The sequence below is a fragment of the Bartonella sp. LB28NMGDW genome (assembly GCF_042194435.1).
In the GTDB taxonomy this organism is placed as follows: domain Bacteria; phylum Pseudomonadota; class Alphaproteobacteria; order Rhizobiales; family Rhizobiaceae; genus Bartonella; species Bartonella grahamii.
Genome location: NZ_JBHIMX010000107.1, coordinates 1 through 978, shown reverse-complemented (window position 1 = coordinate 978; position 978 = coordinate 1). Strand labels below are relative to the sequence as shown.

The 978-nt window shown below is 50.0% G+C and carries 1 pseudogene; it reads left to right on the top strand.

The features are described from left to right. Window positions 1-978, top strand: a pseudogene (locus ACFIKG_RS09455) (filamentous hemagglutinin); the annotation flags it as partial.

The window sequence follows — 978 nt, the reverse complement described above, 5'->3', positions numbered from 1 at the left end:
GTTTTTGGGAGCCCAGCCGATGTGATTATAGCCAATCCCAATGGGATAAGCTGTGATGGTTGTGGCTTTATCAATACGCCCCATGCGACCTTAACCACAGGTGTTCCCGAAATTGATGCGAGCGGTTTTTTGAAAGGCTTTGAGGTGCGAGGTGGGGATATTACCTTTGGCGCCAAGGGAGCCAATTTTTTCTCTGGTCAAGGGGCGGTTGATATTGTCGATATTGTCTCACGCACAGTGCATTTTGAAGGAGCTGTTGCGGGCAAGGAAATTGGAGTGACAGCAGGGACGGGTCACTTTGATTATGCTTCACGGGAAATGAAAGAACTGACCGATATTACTGGTAAACCGGAATATGCGATAGATGGCTCTGCTTTGGGGGCTCTACAGGCGGATCAGATTAAACTTGTGGCAACAGAAAAAGGTGTAGGGGTTCGCATGCGCCATGATATGGCAGCCAATGCGGGGCAGTTGCATCTTTCTGCTGACGGGAAAATCTCCCTGAAGAATGTTTTTGGTCATGGGGGTGTTGTTCTCAAATCGAAAAGCCAGAGCGTATTGGCAAAGCACATCACCTCGAAAAAGCATATTGATATTGCCGCCCATAAGGATGTGACGTTAGAAACGGTTGGCGCTGAGGGTCATTTGAAGATAGAGGCGCAGGATGGGCTTTTATCGATTGCCGGTAAAGCAACATCGGGAGGCAATATGGAGCTTTCTTCGCGCCAGACACTTCAAGTTTCAGGGCTAGGGTCAGGTGCTGATATGGCTCTTGAATCGGGCGGAGACTTGAAGCTTGAGGGGATTGTTTTAGCGCAAGGGAAGCTCAAGGCGCATGCCGGTGGTGATATACAGGCGCAGCTTTTAGCCGGTGGGGTTGATATGGCGGCAACGGGTGCTACTGGTGTTGTTGTTCTTGGCACCCAAGGGGATGTTGATCTCCAGAGCAGTCAAGGTGCGATTGTCGCTGAAAGTGTT